We start from the raw sequence: 17,135 nt of genomic DNA, 5'->3' as shown, positions 1-17,135 counted from the left end.
ACGGAAGCCGCATATCCAAACTCGGATTCATGCGTTCGCTTTCGGGCGCCCGGGCCTTACGGTCTGGGTCCATGACATTTCCATCCCACGCCACTTCCACCGCCTGGTCGCGCCGCCGCTGGCTGCAGTCGGCGGGCGCCGCCACCGCCCTCGGCGCCGCCGGCACGCTGGCCCGTGCCGCTGCGCCGGACCTTGCGGGGCTCACGCTGCGCATCGGCACCTACAAGGGCCTCTGGCGCCCGCTGATCGAGGCCTCGGGCCAGGGCCGCACGCCCTACAAGATCGACTGGCGCGAACTCAACAACGGCGTGCTGCACATCGAGGCCATCCAGGGCGACGCGCTCGACCTGGGCTCGGGCAGCGAGATCCCCGCCGTCTTCGCTGCGCGGCAGAAGGCCAGGGTGCGCTTCATCGCCGTGATCCACGAGGACCTGAACAACCAGGCGACCCTGGCGCGCAAGGACGCGCCGATCAGGACCATCGCCGACTTCAAGGGCAAGCGCGTGGGCTACGTGCGGGCCACCACCGCCCACTACTACCTGAGCAAGCAGCTCGCGGAGGCGGGGCTTTCATTCGGCGACATCCAGCCCATCAACCTGAGTCCGGCCGACGGGCTCTCGGCCTTCGCTCGCGGCGATCTCGATGCCTGGGCCATCTACGGCTACAACGGCCAGCTGGCGCGCACCCAGCACGGGGCCCGGGTCATCAAGACCGGCAAGGGCTATCTGTCGGGCAACTTCCCGGTCTATGCCAATCCGCGCGCGGTGGACGACCCGTTGCGCCATGCCGCGATCGCCGACTTCCTGCTGCGGCTGCAGCGCGCCTATGCCTGGGCCAACGACAACTACCTCGACTACGCGAAGGCGCAGTCGGCCGAGACCCGGGTGCCGGTGGGCGACATCATCGAGCTCTTCAACGGGCGCAGCAACGACTACGCACTGGGCCCGGTCACCCAGGCCGCGGTGCGCAGCCACCAGGAAGTGGCCGACACCTTCCAGAAGCTCGGCGTGCTCGACGGCGCCGCGGACGTGGCGCCGCTCTGGGACCGCAGCTTCGACGCCGCCTTGTCTCGCGCCAATCCAGCATGAATAGCCCCCACGCTCCCCACTGCGTGTGGTTCGCTGCCCCCCGAGGGGGCCGCAGGCCGCCTTGGGGCGGCCCGGCGTCGGCCTGACACGCCCTTTCATTTTCTGACTTCATCCAAGGACGCAACACCATGAGCGACATCGAATTCATCGGCATGATCCAGGCCCAGAAGGTCTCCGAGATCCATCCCGCACGCGGCCCCGCCATCGACCTCGACTACGTGCGCGCCTTCGCCCAGGCGCACGAGCAGGCCGGTTTCGACCGGGTCCTGGTGCCGCATCACTCCACCAGCCCCGACGCGACCCTGACCGTGGCCTACGCCGCCTCGGTGACCGAGCGCATCCACTTCATGCTGGCGCATCGCCCCGGCTTCGTGAGTCCGACGCTGGCCGCGCGCCAGTTCGCCTCGCTCGACCAGTTCAGCGGCGGCCGGCTCGGCGTGCACTACATCTCGGGCGGCTCCGACGACGAGCAGAAGCGCGACGGCGACTGGCTCGACCACGACCAGCGCTATGCGCGCACCGACGAATACCTCGAGGTGCTGCGCAAGGTCTGGACCGCCGACAAGCCCTTCGACCATGAAGGCCCGCACTACCGCTTCAAGGACGCCTTCTCGGAAGTCAAGCCGGTGCAGACGCTGAACGGCAGGCCGCACGTGCCGGTGTACTTCGGCGGCGCTTCGGAGGCCGCGATCCCGGTGGCCGGCAGGCATGCGGACGTGTACGCGCTGTGGGGCGAGTCGCTGGCCCAGGCGCGCGAGCTCACCGGCCGGGTGCGCGCCGAGGCCGCCCGGCACGGGCGCCAGGTGCGCTTCTCGGTGTCGTTCCGCCCCATCCTGGCCGAGACCGAGGCCAAGGCCTGGGAGCGCGCCGACGGCATCCTGGCCGAGACCCGCCGGCTGCGCGTGGTGCAGGGCTTCGGGCGCGGCGGCCCGCTGCAGAGCGAAGGCGCCAAGCGCCTGCTGGCCGCCGCCGAGCAAGGGACGCGGCTCGACAAGCGGCTGTGGACCGCGGTCGCGCAGGAGATCGGCGGCCGCTCGAACAGCACCGCGCTGGTCGGCACGCCGGAGCAGGTGGCCGATGCGCTGCTCGACTACCACGCGCTCGGCGTGACCACCTTCCTGATCCGCGGCTTCGACCCGCTCGAGGACGCGATCGACTACGGCCGCGAGCTGATCCCGCGCACCCGCGAGCTGGTGGCGCAGCGTGTCGCCGCCCAGCGCCAGGCCGCTTGACCGGGCCGTGCATCCACGTGCCCGAAGGAACCGAATGAGCGCCGTACTCGACATCGACCGCAGCGGGGAGCGCACCCGCGGCCGGCTGGCCCTGAACCCGAACCCGCAGCGCAAGTACTGGTTCGATCCGCCGGCGCCGCGCAACAGCGTGGAAGCCGAGCGCCGCCACCGGCAGGAGCGGCTGGCAGGGGCCTTCCGCCTGTTCGCCCGCTTCGGTTTCGCGCAGGGCCTGGCGGGCCACATCACGGCGCGCGACCCCGAGCTGACGGACCACTTCTGGGTCAATCCGCTGGGGGTGCATTTCTCGCGAATCAAGGTGTCGGACCTGCTGCTGGTCAACGCGGCGGGCGAGACCGTGGTCGGCGAACGCCCGCTCAACAAGGCGGCCTTCGCGATCCATGCCGCGATCCACGAACACGACCCGAACATCATCGCGGCCGCGCACACGCATTCGACCTACGGCAAGGCCTGGTCGACCCTGGGCCGCAAGCTCGACACGTTGACCCAGGACGCCTGCGTGTTCCACGACGACCATGCGCTGTTCGACGATTTCACCGGCATGGTGGTCGACGAGAGCGAGGGATTGCGCATCGCCAGGGCGCTGGGCGGGCGCAAGGGCGCGATCCTCAAGAACCACGGCATCCTCAGCGCCGGCCCGAGCGTGGAGGCCGCCGCCTGGTGGTACATCGCGCTCGACAACGCCTGCCACACGCAGCTGCTGGCCGAGGCGGCCGGCACGCCGCAGGCTATCGACGATGCGGTGGCGCGCCACACCCACCAGCAGATCGGAGGCCCCGAGGGCGCGCTGCATGCCTTCGAGAGCCTGTACGAAGGGCTGGTCGAGGCCGAGCCCGAACTGCTTCTTTAACCAGCGAATCCCTGATCTCCATGAACCACGACACCTCACTCTCCCGCCGCGGCGTGCTGCGTGCCGGCGGCGCAGCCGCGGCCGTCGCCGCGAGCGCCCTGATCGCCACCCGCGCCTGGTCGCAGCAGCGCAAGCTGACCTTCGCGTGGAACGCCTCCGCCTTCTGCCTCTCGCCCGTGGTGGTGGCGCAGGAGCGCGGCATCTTCGAGAAGAACGGGCTGCAGGTCGACCTGATCAACTATACGGGATCGACCGACCAGCTGCTCGAATCGCTCGCCACCGCCAAGGCCGATGCGGCGGTCGGCATGATCCACCGCTGGCTCAAGCCGCTCGAATCGGGCTTCGACGTCAAGATCGTCGGCAGCTCGCACGGCGGCTGCGTGCGCCTGGTGGGCGTCAAGGAGGCCGGCGTCACCGACCTGCAGAAGCTCAAGGGCAAGACCATCGGCGTGTCGGACATCGCGAGCCCGGGCAAGAACTTCTTCTCGATCCTGCTCAAGAAGAACGGCATCGATGCCGACAAGGACGTCACCTGGCGACAGTACCCGGCCGACCTGCTCGACATCGCGGTCAACAAGGGCGAGATCCAGGCGATCGCCGACGGCGACCCGACGCTCTACCTGATCGAGAAGCGCAACAAGGGGCGCTACCAGGAGCTCGCATCGAACCTCTCCGGCGAGTACAAGGACAAGGTCTGCTGCATCGTCGGCGCCCGCGGCGAACTGGTGCGCAAGGAGAAGCCGGTGGTGGCGGCGCTGGTGCGCTCCATCGTGCAGGCCTCGGACTTCGTGGCCGAGAACCCGAACGAGTCGGCCAGGCTGTTCGCGAAGTATTCGCCGAAGGTGCCGGTCGAGGACCTGCAGGCGCTGCTCGGCACGCTGACGCACGCGCACCACCCGGTCGGCAAGAACCTGCGCGACGAGGTCGAGTTCTATGCCCGCGACTTCCGCTCGGTCGGCGTGCTGAAGTCGAGCACCGATCCGGCGCGGCTCGCCAACCACGTGTCGGTGGACGTGCTGGCATGACGACGGCCGGGAACATCCTCGGCGCGCCGCCTCGGCAGCAGCCGGCGCCGGCGCGCGTGCCGGTCCGGCGCGACGCGCGGCCCGCCGCCATCCCCTCCGTGCTGGACGAACCCGCCGTGGCCGGCGTCTGGCGCACGGGCCTCGTCGCGGCGGCCGCATGGCTGACGCTCGGCGTGCTGACCGCCTGGTGGCCCAATCGCGAAGTCGGCTTCAGCGACTGGAACTTCACGCAGGAGTTCGGCATCGGCGCGATCGCCGTCGCCATCGCACTCGGGGTGGTGGCCTTGCTCGGCGCCCGCGCCGGACGGCTCGGCCGCAAGCTGCGCCCCGCCGGCCAGTGGCTCGTCGCCGCGCCGCTGCTGCTCGCGCTCTGGGAGGCGCTGACGGCCAAGCTGGGCCTGCTGCCGCCGCCCTTCTTCGCGCCGCCGCAGAGCCTGCTCGACGTCGCCGTCGAAGATTGGGCGCGGCTCGGCCTGTCGACCGCGCATTCGCTGCGCTTGCTCGCGCATGGCTTCGTGCTGGGGGCGCTGGTCGGTTTCGCCACCGGCGTGTGGATCGGCTGGTCGCGCATCGCCGGCTACTGGGTGCATCCGCTGCTGCGCTTCCTCGGTCCGGTGCCGGCCTCGGCGTTGCTGCCGCTGGCGTTCTTCTTCGCGCCGTCGAGCTATGCCGCGGCCGTGTTCCTGGTCGGGCTCGCCACCTTCTTCCCGGTGGCGGTGCTGACCTGGTCGGGCGTGGCCTCGGTGAACAAGAGCTACTACGACGTCGCGCGCACGCTGGGCGCGACCGAATGGTTTCTGGTGCTCCGGGTCGCGGTGCCGGCGGCGCTGCCGCAGGTCTTCGTCGGCCTGTTCATGGGCCTGGGGGCCTCCTTCTCGGTGCTGGTGACGGCCGAGATGATGGGCGTCAAGGCCGGCCTCGGCTGGTACCTGCAGTGGGCCCAGGGCTGGGCCGCCTACCCGAACATGTACGCGGCGCTGCTGGTGATGGCGGTGCTGTGCTCGGGCCTGATCACGCTGCTCTTCAAGGTGCGCGACCGCGCGCTGTCGTGGCAGAAGGGGACTGTCAAATGGTGAGCACGGCCAGCATCGCGCAGGCCGGCGCACGCATCGACATCCAGGCGGTCAGCCACTGGTTCAGGCAGCAGCAGGGCGGCGTGCTGCAGGTGCTCGACGGCATCGACCTGCAGGTGCGCGCGGGCGAGTTCGTCGCGCTGCTCGGGCCCAGCGGCTGCGGCAAGTCGACCTTGCTGCGGCTGGTGGCCGGGCTCGAGCCGGCGACCACCGGTCGCATCACGCAGGACGATGCACCGATCGCGCGGCCCGATCCCTCGCGCATCGTCGTCTTCCAGGACCCGACGCTCTATCCCTGGCGCAGTGTCTGGGACAACGTGGCGCTGGGCCTGCAGGCACGCGGGCTGCTGAAGTCGCAGCGCGGGCGCGTCGACGACGCGCTGGCGCTGGTCGGGCTCAGCGACTTCGCGAAGAGCTTCCCGCACCAGCTCTCGGGCGGCATGGCGCAGCGGGTGGCGCTGGCGCGCGCGCTGGTCAACGATCCGCAGCTGCTGGTGCTCGACGAGCCGCTGGGCAAGCTGGATTCTCTGACCCGCATCGCGATGCAGAGCGAGCTGGTGAACCTGTGGCAGCGGGCCGGCTTCTCGGCGCTGCTGGTCACGCACGACGTGGAAGAGGCCCTGTTCCTCGCCAACCGCGTGATCGTGCTGAGCGACCGGCCGGCGCGCATCACGGCGGAACTGGTGGTCGACCTGCCGTACCCGCGGCATCGCGGCCACCCGCGGCTGGCGGCGCTGCGGCACGAGGCGCTGCGGCACCTCGGCCTCGACGCGACCTGGTGACGCCGCGGTGATCCGCACGCCGGACGCCGGGTGGCTGGACCCGCTGGTCGGGGGGCTGCAGAAGGCGCAGGAAGGCCTGCTCGGGCTGCTGGCCTGGGCCGGCCTCGCCGGAACCAGCCATGGCCAGGCCGCATGGCCCTGGGCGCTGCGGCTGTCGGGCGAGAACCTGCTGATCGACGCCGGACAGGCCAGGCGCCTGGGCATGAGCCTGCTCGTGCTGGCGGTCGCGGCGCTGGCGCTGTTGCTCGCAGGCCTCTGGCGCAAGCCGCGCTGGTTCTTGATCGTGGCCGTGCCGCTGCTGCTTGTCGCCGCGCCGTGGCCTCAGGCCGCGGTGCTGTTCGTGCCGGCGGTTCCGACCAGCTTCCATCGCTCGCCGACCGGGTTCGACGTGGCTTCGATCGCGCGCGGCGGCGAACTTCATGCGCAGCATTGCGCCGCCTGCCATGGCGTCGACGGGCGCGGCCAGGGCCCACTCGCGGCGGCGCAGCCGGTCTGGCCGCCGGACCTGGCCGGCCCGCTGCTCTGGCGGCGCGCCGACGGCGAGCTGCTCTGGCATCTGCTGCACGGCATGAAGGATCGCCACGGCGCCGCGACCATGCCGGCCTTCACGCAATTCGGCGACGACGATGCCTGGGCGCTAATCGACTTCATGAAGGCCCAGGCTGCCGGCCAGAGCCTGCGCGCGACCGGCCTCTGGGCCGGGCCCGTCGGCCTGCCCGATGTCGAGGTGCGCTGCGAAGCCCGGCCGCCGCGCCGGCTGGCGAGCTGGCGCGGCCAGCGGCTGCGCATCGTGGCCGCCGGCACGCCCCAGGCCGCGCTGCGCGAGGACCCGCGCGTGGTCACGGTGCTGCTGCGCCGCGAGGACGAGAGGGCGTCGAGCCCCGCTGGCGAATGCGTCGCCGAGTCGACGGCGGCCTGGAACGCGTTCGCGTTGATCGCCGGCACCGGCCAGCTGGCCGGCACGCAGTGGCTGGTCGATCGCGACGGCTGGCTGCGCGCCCTCGGTTCACCGGGCCAGGCGGCCTGGTCGGAAGACGACCTGCTGTGCCGCACCGAGGCCGGCGACCGCGGCGCGCCGGCGGCGGCGCCGGACGACGGCCTCGGCGCGCTCATCGCGCGCATGGATTCCGAGCCGGTGCGCTTCCTCAAGGGCGGTTTCGTCCGCTGAGTCCCTTCATCCGCCTTCCAACCTTCAAGGAGTTTTTCATCATGATCCGCGCACCGCGCCGCCAGTTCATCACCCATTCGCTCGCGGCCGCCGCCGCGCTGGCCTTGCCGGCCGCCGCCCTGCGTGCGCAGCCGCGCCCCGTGCTCAAGGCCGGCGACCAGAAGGGCGGGCTGCGCGCGCTGCTCGAGGCCGCGGGCGGACTGGAGGGACTGGGCTACGACATCCAGTGGTCGGAGTTCCCGGCTGCCGCGCCGCTGGCCGAGGCGCTCAATGCGGGCGCCGTCGACTCGGGCCCGATCGGCGACGCGCCGCTGGTCTTCGCGCTGGCGGCCGGCACGCGGGTCAAGGCGATCGGCGCGAACCGTTCCGACGCCTACGGCACCGCGGTGCTCGTGCGCCCCGATTCGCCGCTGAAATCCGCGGCTGATCTCAAGGGCAGGAGCATCGCGACCAACCGTGGCTCGATCGGCCACTACGTCACCCTCAAGGCGATCACGACGGCCGGATTGAAGCCGGAGGACGTCACCCTTCGCTTCCTCGCCCCGGCCGATGCCAAGCTGGCCCTGACCCAGGGCGCGGTCGACGCCTGGGCCACCTGGGAGCCCTACACCGCCATGGCGGAAACCGGTGGCCATGCACGGGTGCTGGTGAGCGGGCGCGGGCTGTTGCCCGGCCTGAGCTACCTGGCGGCGACCGATGCCGCGATCGCGGCCAAGCGGCCGCTGCTGCAGGACTTCCTGCGCCGCGTGGTGAAGGCCCAGGACTGGTCGTACCGCAACGTCGACGCGTTCTCGGCCACGCTGGCGAAGATCATCGGCATCCCGCCCGAGGCCGCCAGGCTGCAGTTCGAGCGGCGCCAGCAGAGGTGGGTGCCGATCGACGCCAAGGTGATCGCCGACCAGCAACGCACCGCCGACTTCTACCACCAGGTCGGGCTGATCCCGCGGCCGCTGGATGTGCGGCCGACCTTCGATACCGGCTTCGCGCTCGAGGATCGGGCTTAGGATTGGCGCCGCGACTCAAGCAATTTTTGTGGCGGTGCTGGCGCTCGGCATGGCAAGCGGCGGGGCGAGCGCGAAGGGCTGCCTCGAAGGCGCGGCGGTGGGGGGCGTGGTCGGCCACGTGGCCGGCAAGCATGCGGTGCTTGGCGCTGCCGGCGGCTGCGCAGTGGGGAGCCACGAGGCCAACAAGAAGGACAAACAGCGCGCGGCCCAGGCGCACTCGTCGGACGCCGCAGCCGCAGCGCCTGCCGCCTCTCCTGCGCCCGACACCAAGAAGTGATGCCTACGCCGGTCCGAGCACGATGCCCTCGCACCCGGCCAGCACCAGCGCGCCGTCGATGAGCGCAGCGCGTGCGGGCGCCGTGGACGCCAGCACGGTCGGGTACCCCGCCACCAGATCGGGCGGCACCGTCGCCGGGCCGGTGCCGAAGTTCAACACCACCACCAGCCTGCGCCCCTGCGCCACGCGCGCGTAGGCCAGCAGGTCGGCCTGGCTGTCGAGGGCTTCGTAGGCGCCCTGGTTCAGTGCGGGATGCGCGCGCCGCAGCGCGATCAGCCGCCGGTACAGCGCCAGCATCGAAGCCGGGTCCTGCGTTTGCGCAGCGACATTGCGCGTCGGCCAGTCGGGCGCCAGTCGCAGCCACGGCGTGCCGGTCGTGAAGCCGGCCTGCGGCGCGCCGCTCCACTGCATCGGCGTGCGCTGCGGATCGCGGCCGAGGCCCTTGCCTGGCTGGTTCTTCTCGAACGGGTCCTGCACTTCCGCGCGCGGGATGTCGACGTCGGTCATGCCAATCTCGTCACCGTAGTAGAGCGTCGGCGTCCCGCGCAGCGTGAGCAGCAGCATGGCCGCGAGCCGCGCCATGGGGGCACCAACGCGGCTCGCGATGCGCGGCTTGTCGTGATTGCCCAGCACCCAGTTCGGCGCGGCCCCGGCCGGCAGGGCCGCCTCATAGTCGCGCACCAGGCGATCGATCCGGCGCGCCTGCCACTCGGTGCCGATCAGCTGGAAGTTGAAGGGCAGCTGCACACCTTCGAGCACGCCCTCGGCATTGGCGCCGTAGTAGGCGACCAGCCGGGCCAGCGGCAGGTAGAGCTCGCCGATCAGCACCCGGGACGACCGCGCGTCGCTGAAGGCGTCGACCACCCGGCGCATCTCGGCCACCAGCTGCTGCATCTCCGGCCGGTCGGCGGTGTAGAGCGGCGTCCAGCGATGGGCCGGATCGTCGCCGTCCGCGTAGTCCGGATTCGGTGGGTTGTCGCGGAACTGGTCGTCCTTGATCAGGTGATAGAGCACGTCGACGCGAAAGCCGTCGACGCCGCGGCGCAGCCAGAAGCGCAGCACCTCGTACATGGCGGCGCGCACCTCGGGATTGCGCCAGTTGAGGTCGGGCTGCGCCTTCAGGAACGAATGGCAGTAGTACTGCCCGGTGGCCGGGTCCAGGGTCCATGCCGGTCCGCCGAAGTTGCTCAGCCAGTTGTTGGGCGGGCCGCCGTCCGGCGCCGGATCGCGCCACAGGTACCAGTCGCGGCGCGGGCTGCCGCGGTCGCTGCGGCTCTGGACGAACCATGGATGCTGGTCGGACGTGTGGTTGGGCACGAAGTCCAGGATCAGCTTCAAACCCCGCGCATGGCAATCGCGCACCAGGGCGTCGAATCCGCCCAGGCTGCCGAAGCGAGGATCGATGGCACAAAAATCGGAAATGTCGTACCCGAAGTCCGCCATCGGCGAGGGATAAACCGGGGAGACCCAGACGGCGTCGATGCCCAGCGAGACCAGATGGTCGAGCCGCGCGCGGATGCCGTCCAGATCCCCGATGCCGTCGCCATCGCTGTCCTGGAACGAGCGTGGATAGATCTGATAGACGATTCCGTGCTTCCACCAGTCGTCGGCCGACATCGCGTTCCCTTAGCCGTGAACAGGGTTCCATTCTTCCTCAGAAGGCGAAGTCCCATGATCAATGACCTCTGGTACAAGAACGCGGTGGTCTACTGCCTGTCGGTGGAGACCTTCATGGACGCCAACGGCGATGGCTGCGGCGACTTCGAAGGCCTGACGCGCCGGCTCGACTACCTGCACGGGCTCGGCGTCACCACCGTCTGGCTGATGCCCTTCCAGACATCGCCAGGACGCGACGACGGCTACGACGTGTCCGACTACTACAACGTCGATGCGCGCTACGGCACGCTCGGCGACTTCGTCGAGTTCACGCACGCCGCCCAGCAACGCGGCATGCGGGTGCTGATCGACCTGGTGGTCAACCACACCTCGGACCAGCACCCGTGGTTCCAGGCGGCTCGCAAGGACCGCGATTCTCCCTTTCGCGACTGGTACGTTTGGGCCGACAAGAAGCCGGCGAATGCCGGGGAGGGCATGGTCTTTCCGGCGTCCAGAAATCGACCTGGAGCTTCGACAAGGTGGCCAGGCGCTGGTACTTCCACCGCTTCTACGATTTCCAGCCCGACCTGAACACCAGCCATCCGCGGGTGCAGGCGGAGATCCTGAAGATCATGGGCTTCTGGACGCAGCTGGGCGTGTCGGGCTTCCGGATGGATGCCGTGCCCTTCGTCATCTCGACCAAAGGCGCCGACGTCGCGAGGCCGCAGCCACAGTACGACATGCTGCGCGAATTCCGCGAGCTGCTTCAATGGCGCCAGGGCCAGGCGATCATCCTCGGCGAAGCCAACGTGCAGCCGCGCACCAACATGCAGTACTTCGGCGAGGAGGGCGAGCGCATCCACATGATGTTCAACTTCCATGTGAACCAGCATCTGTTCTACGCGCTCGCCAGCGGCGACAGCCGTCCCCTGGCCCAGGCACTGGAGGCGTCGCGGCCGCGGCCGGCCACCTCGCAATGGGGCTTGTTCCTGCGCAACCACGACGAGCTCGACCTCGGCCGGCTGACACCCACGCAGCGCGCGCGTGTCTTCGCCGCGTTCGCTCCCGACAAGGACATGCAGCTCTACGGCCGCGGGATCCGCCGCCGCCTCGCGCCGATGCTCGGCAGCGACCGCCGCCGGCTCGAACTGGCCTACAGCCTGCTGCTGACCCTGCCCGGCACGCCGGTGCTGCGCTACGGCGACGAGATCGGCATGGGCGACGACCTGTCGCTGCCCGAGCGCAACTGCGCCCGCACGCCGATGCAGTGGTCGACCGAACCGCACGGCGGATTCACCGCGGCCGACAAGCCCGTGCGGCCGGTCATCTCCGGCGGCGCCTACGGTTTCGAGCATGTCAACGTCGCGGCGCAGCGGCGCGACCCGGACTCGCTGCTGAACTGGACAGAGCGCGCGCTGCGCATGCGCCAGGAGATTCCCGAAGTCGGCTGGGGCGAGTTCGAGGTGCTGCCGCAGCCGGGCCGCTCGGTGCTGGTGATGCGCTACGCGTGGCGCAACAACATCGTGCTCTTCGTGCACAACCTGGTGGCCGACCCGCTCGAGATCGAGATCGCCGCCGGCGCCATCGGCGACGGCGGGGAGCAACTCACCAACCTGCTCTCGGAGGACCACAGCGAGGCGGCAGCCGACGGCCGCCACTGCATCCTGCTCGAACCCTACGGCTACCGGTGGTTCCGAGTCGGTGGACTCGACTACCTGCTCAAGCGCAGCGACGTGTGAGGCTGGCGGGCGGCGCCAGGCTCGGGCCTTTGTCACCTCTCAACGACTGACTTGACGCTTTGCGACCTTTCGGCGCAAAGTCGGCTCGCGATCGGAAGCACACGGGGCCTGCTTGGGTTCTGGGAGGGAATCGGGGACATGCGAACGACGCTACGTGTATGGCTGACAGGCTTTCCGCGGCGACTGGCGCGGCAGGCGCTGATCCTGGATGCTGCAGACCACCGCGCGGCGCTGAAGCGGGTTCGTCACGCGCTGTTCGGCCTCCGGCCGACGCCCCTCGACTGCACCGTGAGGGGAGGGCTGACGCGCATACCCGAGACCTTTTCCGAACGCCAGGCCTACCTGGCACTGGAACTGGCAACACTTCATCTGAGCAGCCGTGCCCGAGCGCTGCACATGTTGCACGACTGGACGCATGCGCGGCTGATGAGTCCGAGCCAAGCCGAATGCCTTGCGCAGATGCTCCTGCTCGACCGGCAAGACTTCCTGGCCACGCTGGCCGACGCCATGAAGCCGTGCGCGCTTCGCCATGAGTTGCGTGCCATGCGGCATCACTTCCGTCGCGGCGGCCCGGCTGCCGCTTTTGATCTTGAAAGCGAAGGCGGCATCGACCTGGCCAGCCACCCTGCGCCGCTCAGGTGATCAGCCTGAGCAGCCGCCCCATCCGTTCGAAGGTCCGTCCATACGGCGGCCGCAGCAGCGCCGTGCCCGACAGCCTCGACTGGTGGAACACCGGCTTCTCCTTGCTGAAGGTGCGAAAGCCGTACGCGCCGTGGTAGGCCCCCATGCCGCTCGCGCCGACACCGCCGAAAGGCAACTCCTCTTGCCCGAAGTGCCACATGCAGTCGTTCAGCGTGACGCCGCCGGAGATCGTGCCCGACAGCAGCCGGTCCTGCTCGGCGCCGCCGGCACCGAACCAGTACAGCGCCAGCGGCCGCTCGTGCGCGTTGACGTACGCGATCACCTCATCGAGCGTGTCGTAGGCCAGCACCGGCAGCAGCGGCCCGAAGATCTCCTCCTGCATGATCTTCATGTCCTCGGTGGTGTCGAGCACCAGGGCCGGCGCCAGCACCCGGCCCGCCGCGCCGCCCGCCATGCCCTCGGCGTGCAGCGGCACGACGCGCGCGCCGCGCTTCTGCGCATCCGCGAGCAGGCCCTGCAGGCGCGTGAAGTGCCGCTCGCTGACGATGCCCGTGTAGTCCGGATTGCCCGCGAGGCGCGGGTACTGCCGCGCCACCGCGCGCCGCATCGCCTCGACGAAGGGGCCGACCGCGTTGCGCGGCACCGCCGCATAGTCGGGCGCGATGCAGGTCTGGCCGGCGTTGAAGAGCTTGCCCACCACCAGCCGCGCCGCGACCTGCTCCAGGTCGGCGCCGGCACCGATGATCGCCGGCGACTTGCCGCCGAGCTCCAGTGTCACCGGCGTCAGGTTGGCCGCCGCCGCCATCGCGACCTGCCGGCCGACCGCGGTCGAGCCCGTGAACAGCAGGTGGTCGAAGGGCAGGCCGACGAAGGCGGTGCCGACCTCGGTGCCGCCCGTGACGACCGTGAGTTCTTCGGGCGAGAAGCATTCCGCCACCGCGGCCCGCATCAGCTCGGCCAGGCGCGGCGTCAGCTCCGAGGGCTTGATCATCACGCGGTTGCCGGCGCCGATTGCCGCGATCGCCGGGCCCATCGCCAGCTGGTAGGGATAGTTCCAGGGGCTCACCACGCCGACCACGCCGAGCGGCTGCGGGACGATGCGGCTGAAGCCGGGCCGGAAGGCGAGGCCGGTCGGGGCACGCCGCACCTTCATCCACGACTTGAGATGCCGGCGCGCATGCCGGATCGCGGACTGCACCATCATCACGTCGGCCAGGCGCGTCACGTGCACCGATCGATGGCCGAAATCGGCCGACACTGCGCGCTCGATCTCCGGCGCGATCTTGTCTGTCATCGCGAGCAGGCGATCGAGCCGGTCGATGCGCACGGCGTGCGACGGGTTCATGTCGGCGCCGAAAGCGGCCCGCTGGCGGTCGAAGGCTTCGCGCATGCGCAGCAGCGAGGGGTCGAGCATCTGCTCGCGCACGATCGCGTTCATGGCTTGCCCCCCAGCGCCTGCGGCGCGTGGGTGGCTGCATCGCCGTCGACCTCGGCCTCGGCATAGGCGCGGCCGCCAGGCACCAGCGCCGAGTGCGCGCGCCGCGAATGGAACAGCGGGTAGAACATCTCGATGAACCAGCGCTCCTTGCCGAACACCAGGTCGTCCTGCAGGCCGACCTTGGCCGGGTAGCGGCGCGTGATCTTGGCGGTGCCGAACAGCAGGTCCCAGACGAACAGCAGGTTGCCGAAATTGCCCTTGTAGTGGCCGATGCCGTCGTCGTTGGTGAGCGCGTGGTGGGCCCAGTGCGTAGCCGGCGTCGAGACGGTACGCTCCAGCACCCAGGCCAGCGGATGCAGCCACTTGATGCGGTAGAGCGGCGCGTCCCACGGCACCGCGCTGTGGGCGCCCAGGATCACCGTCAGCTTGACGACGATGTAGACCAGGTAGACGTTGCCGAAGCCGAGGTAGATCAGCACGCCCGAGGCCCACAGGCCCGGCATCATCAGGTAGTAGAAGAAGTTGTTGCGGTAGGTGACACGGATGCTCATGTAGTGCGCCGTGTGGTGCGCGCGGTGCAGCGGCCAGAGCAGCGGCGAATGCGACACGCGATGCCACCAGTACTGCGTCATGTCGTCGGCGACCAGCAGGATCGCCCCCATCGCCCACCAGGGCAGATGGGCCCAGGCATCGCGCTGCGCCGGCATCAGCAGCGCGCACAGCTTGCCCGTGACGGCGAAGATGAAGGGCTGCGAGAAGGCCAGCAGCGAGAGGAACATGAACAGTTCCAACTTGGTGTCGTCGGCGGTGGCGTGGAATTGCCTGTGCTTGCGGGAGCCGACTTCCAGCAGCGCGAAAAAGAGAATGATCGCCACGAGGACGATGTTCTGGACGAGGTTCACTGTCTTGTCTCCTTGCTTTGTGCCCGGAGTGTTCCGTCAAACCCCTCTTGAGTCCAATGCATAGTGAAGCTAATCTTGATGCAGTGGCTGCAATTGGCTACCAAGGAGTGGCGTCATGGACTTGAAGCGCTGGACCCACATCGTCGCGGTTGCCGACCGGCGCAGCTTCATCCGCGCGGCGGAGCAGGTGCACCTGAGCCAGCCGGCATTGACCCGCAGCATCCAGGCGGCCGAGGCCGAACTCGGGTTGCAGCTGTTCGACCGCGGCACCCAGGAAGTGGTGCCGACGCCGGCTGGCGAGTTCATCGTCGCGCGGGCGCGGCAGCTGGTCTTCGACAACCGCTGCCTGGAGCGCGACATCGCGCTGTACCGCAGCCTGGAGCTGGGCGATACCGCCTTCGGTGTCGGGCCCTTTCCGGCCGCGACCTTTCTGGCGCCGCTGCTGGCCTCGATGCGGCGCGAGTACCCGGCCATCAACCTGAGGGTCGAGATCAGCAACTGGCAGCTGCTGCTGGCGCGGCTGCGCGAGGAAGACATCGAGTTCTTCGTCGCCGACACGCGCGACCTGCCGACCGACAGCAGTCTGGAGCTTCGCCCCTTGCGGCGCGAGCCCGGTGGCTTCTACGTGCGCGCCGGGCACCCGCTGGCGCGGCGCAAGCGCGTCGCGTTGCAGGAGCTGTGGGCCTGTGGGGTGCTGTCGGTCCGACTGCCGGAGGGCGTGCGCGCCATCGTCGCGCGGCTGCTCGGCCTGCCGTCGGTGGCCGATTTTTCGCTGGCGCTCGAATGCGACCACGTCGACCTGCTGAAGGACATCGCGCTCGGCTGCGACTCGGTGCTGGCCGCCCCGCATGTCGCGGTCGCGCCGGAGGTCGAGGCCGGCCGGCTGCGCGCGCTCGACGTCGAGGGCCTGCCGCCGTTGGGGTCCGAGATGGGGGTCGTGACGCTGAACGGGCGCACGCCGTCGCCGATGGCGAAGCTGATCATGGGCCGGCTGCCGGGCGGCAGCTTCGAATCCGGCCCACGCCTGGATCAGCCTGCAACTTTCGAGTGATGAAGCTCGGCACCCTGTGAGGGCTGGCGCGGTTCTGTCAGGAAGTACCCGAGGGCGACAATGCCAAAAGCCAGCCCTGCGGCGGATGCGCCATTCCATCCATGCCTCGCGTAAATCCAGCCCCCAAGTGCAGAGCCAATCGCGCCACCGCAGAAGAAGGTTGCCATGTACAAGCCGTTGAGGCGACCGCGAAACGCGGGCGACTACGAGAAAATGATGCGCTGTCCGAGGACCAGATTGGCCGATACCGCGAAATCCAGCGTGATCCCCGCCACGACCAACATCGCGAGCGCCAGTGGCGTTCCCCTGGCACCGATGTGCGTCATCGCGAACGCCCCGATCGACATGAGCATCGCCATGGCGGTGGCTTGCCTGATCCAGCCCCGATCGGCAACGCGCCCCGCGATGGGTGCCGCAATGGCACCTGCCACGCCGGCCAGCGCGAACCACGCGATTCCTTTCTGCGTCAGTCCAAACTCAGGCCCCGCCAGGAGCAAGGGGGTCGTTGTCCAGAACAGGCTGAATGCGCCAAACATGCAGGCGTGGTAGAGAGCCCGGCGACGAAGTTCTGGCGTGGTGCGGACGAGTTCCACCATGGATGCCAGCATCTGGTGATACCGCATCCTGGCCTGGACGGGCCGCGGCGGCAGTGCAACGCGCAGGACCAGCGCCAGTGCGAGCACGGCGACGAAGGAGGCACAAAAGATGACCCGCCATGCCGAATAGTGAGTGATCAGGCTCGCCACCGGCCTGGCCAGCATGATGCCGAGCATCAAACCGCTCATGACGTTGCCGACCACCCGGCCGCGAGTGACCTCGGGCGACAAATGGGCTGCGTAGGGCACCAGAATCTGGACTGTCACGGAACCCAGTCCCACCAGGACCGCCGCCGAAAGAAATAGCGCTGCCGATGTCGCGAAACCAGAAATCACGAGGCCTGTCGCACCAATGGCAAGGATCGAGATGGCGAGTCTTCGATTCTCGAACAGGTCGGCCAAAGGAACCACGAGCAGCAAGCCCACGCCATAGCCGATCTGCGTCAGCGTCACGATCAGACCACCAGCCTGTTCCGACAGGCCCAGGTCGGCGCTGATCGGCCCGATGAGTGGCTGCGCATAGTAGATATTGGCAGCGATCAGGCCGCATGCAAAGGCCAGCAGCATGGTGAGCCAGCTCGAAATGTCGGATGCGTGGGCGCCTGACGGTTCAGGAAGTCTTGTTGAAGCCTTCATATTGGATTAAGTCATTTC

At 69.3% G+C, this 17,135-nt stretch carries 14 protein-coding genes and 2 pseudogenes; 12 read left to right on the top strand and 4 right to left on the bottom strand.

Annotated elements, in window-relative coordinates; all coding sequences use genetic code 11:
• The first annotated feature begins 71 nt into the window (after nucleotides 1–71).
• The 9 genes from QTI17_RS00305 (at nucleotide 72) to QTI17_RS00265 (ending at nucleotide 8,517) form a co-directional block, all read left to right on the top strand.
• A complete protein-coding gene (locus tag QTI17_RS00305; RefSeq protein WP_286530254.1) occupies nucleotides 72–1,088 on the top strand; it encodes an ABC transporter substrate-binding protein in 1,017 nt (338 codons plus the stop codon).
• Nucleotides 1,089–1,216: 128 nt separating this feature from the next.
• Entirely contained in the window at nucleotides 1,217–2,320 is a 1,104-nt protein-coding gene (locus QTI17_RS00300; protein ID WP_286530252.1) for an LLM class flavin-dependent oxidoreductase, read from the top strand.
• A gap of 34 nt (nucleotides 2,321–2,354) precedes the next feature.
• Entirely contained in the window at nucleotides 2,355–3,188 is an 834-nt protein-coding gene (locus QTI17_RS00295; RefSeq protein WP_286530250.1) for a class II aldolase/adducin family protein, read from the top strand.
• Nucleotides 3,189–3,208: 20 nt separating this feature from the next.
• A complete protein-coding gene (locus QTI17_RS00290) occupies nucleotides 3,209–4,213 on the top strand; it encodes an ABC transporter substrate-binding protein (protein WP_286530249.1) in 1,005 nt (334 codons plus the stop codon).
• The gene (locus tag QTI17_RS00285) at nucleotides 4,210–5,289 is read left to right on the top strand and encodes an ABC transporter permease (protein WP_286530248.1); all 1,080 of its coding nucleotides are present in this window, start codon (nucleotides 4,210–4,212) and stop codon (nucleotides 5,287–5,289) included. Before QTI17_RS00290 ends, QTI17_RS00285 begins: the two co-directional genes overlap by 4 nt.
• A complete protein-coding gene (locus tag QTI17_RS00280; protein WP_286530247.1) occupies nucleotides 5,283–6,068 on the top strand; it encodes an ABC transporter ATP-binding protein in 786 nt (261 codons plus the stop codon). The genes QTI17_RS00285 and QTI17_RS00280 overlap by 7 nt, the downstream gene beginning before the upstream one ends.
• A 7-nt stretch (nucleotides 6,069–6,075) precedes the next feature.
• Nucleotides 6,076–7,236 (top strand): c-type cytochrome, encoded by a 1,161-nt coding sequence (locus tag QTI17_RS00275; RefSeq protein WP_286530246.1) that lies wholly within the window; start codon nucleotides 6,076–6,078, stop codon nucleotides 7,234–7,236.
• Nucleotides 7,237–7,277: 41 nt separating this feature from the next.
• Nucleotides 7,278–8,240: an ABC transporter substrate-binding protein gene (locus QTI17_RS00270; protein ID WP_286530244.1), complete on the top strand. Its 963-nt coding sequence runs from the start codon at nucleotides 7,278–7,280 to the stop codon at nucleotides 8,238–8,240.
• A gap of 49 nt (nucleotides 8,241–8,289) precedes the next feature.
• Entirely contained in the window at nucleotides 8,290–8,517 is a 228-nt protein-coding gene (locus tag QTI17_RS00265) for a hypothetical protein (RefSeq protein ID WP_286530242.1), read from the top strand.
• Between the two features lie 3 nt (nucleotides 8,518–8,520).
• On the opposite strand, the gene QTI17_RS00260 is transcribed toward QTI17_RS00265, so the two are convergent.
• Entirely contained in the window at nucleotides 8,521–10,134 is a 1,614-nt protein-coding gene (locus QTI17_RS00260; RefSeq protein WP_286530240.1) for an alpha-amylase family glycosyl hydrolase, read from the bottom strand.
• A gap of 54 nt (nucleotides 10,135–10,188) precedes the next feature.
• Between QTI17_RS00260 and QTI17_RS00255 the strand changes: the two are divergent.
• Together QTI17_RS00255 and QTI17_RS00250 are read left to right on the top strand one after the other, a co-directional pair.
• Nucleotides 10,189–11,852 (top strand): annotated as a pseudogene (locus QTI17_RS00255) (alpha-amylase family protein).
• Between the two features lie 138 nt (nucleotides 11,853–11,990).
• Complete coding sequence (locus QTI17_RS00250) at nucleotides 11,991–12,494, top strand: hypothetical protein (protein WP_286530238.1); 504 nt, start codon at nucleotides 11,991–11,993, stop codon at nucleotides 12,492–12,494.
• On the opposite strand, the gene QTI17_RS00245 is transcribed toward QTI17_RS00250, so the two are convergent.
• Entirely contained in the window at nucleotides 12,487–13,932 is a 1,446-nt protein-coding gene (locus tag QTI17_RS00245; RefSeq protein WP_286530236.1) for a coniferyl aldehyde dehydrogenase, read from the bottom strand. The two genes, QTI17_RS00250 and QTI17_RS00245, sit on opposite strands and share 8 nt — an antisense overlap.
• Entirely contained in the window at nucleotides 13,929–14,834 is a 906-nt protein-coding gene (locus QTI17_RS00240) for a sterol desaturase family protein (RefSeq protein ID WP_286530235.1), read from the bottom strand. Before QTI17_RS00240 ends, QTI17_RS00245 begins: the two co-directional genes overlap by 4 nt.
• 115 nt (nucleotides 14,835–14,949) lie before the next feature.
• On the opposite strand from QTI17_RS00240, the gene QTI17_RS00235 reads away from it, so the two are divergent.
• On the top strand, nucleotides 14,950–15,885 hold the full coding sequence (locus QTI17_RS00235; protein WP_286530233.1) for a LysR family transcriptional regulator: 936 nt from the start codon (nucleotides 14,950–14,952) through the stop codon (nucleotides 15,883–15,885).
• Here QTI17_RS00235 and QTI17_RS00230 read toward each other — a convergent pair.
• Nucleotides 15,864–17,117 (bottom strand): annotated as a pseudogene (locus QTI17_RS00230) (MFS transporter). The gene QTI17_RS00235 and the pseudogene QTI17_RS00230 overlap by 22 nt on opposite strands.
• Between the last annotated feature and the right edge of the window lie 18 nt (nucleotides 17,118–17,135).

The sequence above is a fragment of the Variovorax sp. J31P179 genome (assembly GCF_030316985.1).
Taxonomy (GTDB): domain Bacteria; phylum Pseudomonadota; class Gammaproteobacteria; order Burkholderiales; family Burkholderiaceae_C; genus Variovorax; species Variovorax ginsengisoli_B.
Note: the sequence above shows the minus strand (reverse complement) of the source record. Positions and strands in the feature narration are given on the sequence as shown.